1 protein-coding gene is annotated in these 250 nt (G+C 61.6%); it reads left to right on the forward strand.

Going from position 1 to position 250, the window contains the following annotated elements; genetic code table 11:
* The coding region (locus tag ACPYOM_RS23200; RefSeq protein ID WP_481347775.1) for a terminase large subunit domain-containing protein at positions 1 to 250 on the forward strand (250 nt) is incomplete at both ends.

The following is a 250-nucleotide window of genomic DNA, read 5'->3' on the forward strand; positions in this document are numbered from 1 at the left end:
TCGGCGAGGTCTGCGAGGAGTTCGTCTTCGACTTCGTGCGGGCAGTCTTCGGCGCCTATGATGCCAAGAACGCGACGCGGCTGATCGAGGAGTTCTTTCTCCTCATCAGCAAGAAAAACGGCAAGTCGACGATCGTCGCCGGGATCATGCTCACGGCGCTGATCCGCAACTGGCGGCACTCGGCGGAGCTGCTGATCCTGGCGCCGACACGCGAAGTCGCAGACAATTCGTTCAAGCCGGCCGCCGACAT

The organism is Monashia sp. HAY1-2A, assembly GCF_056755315.1.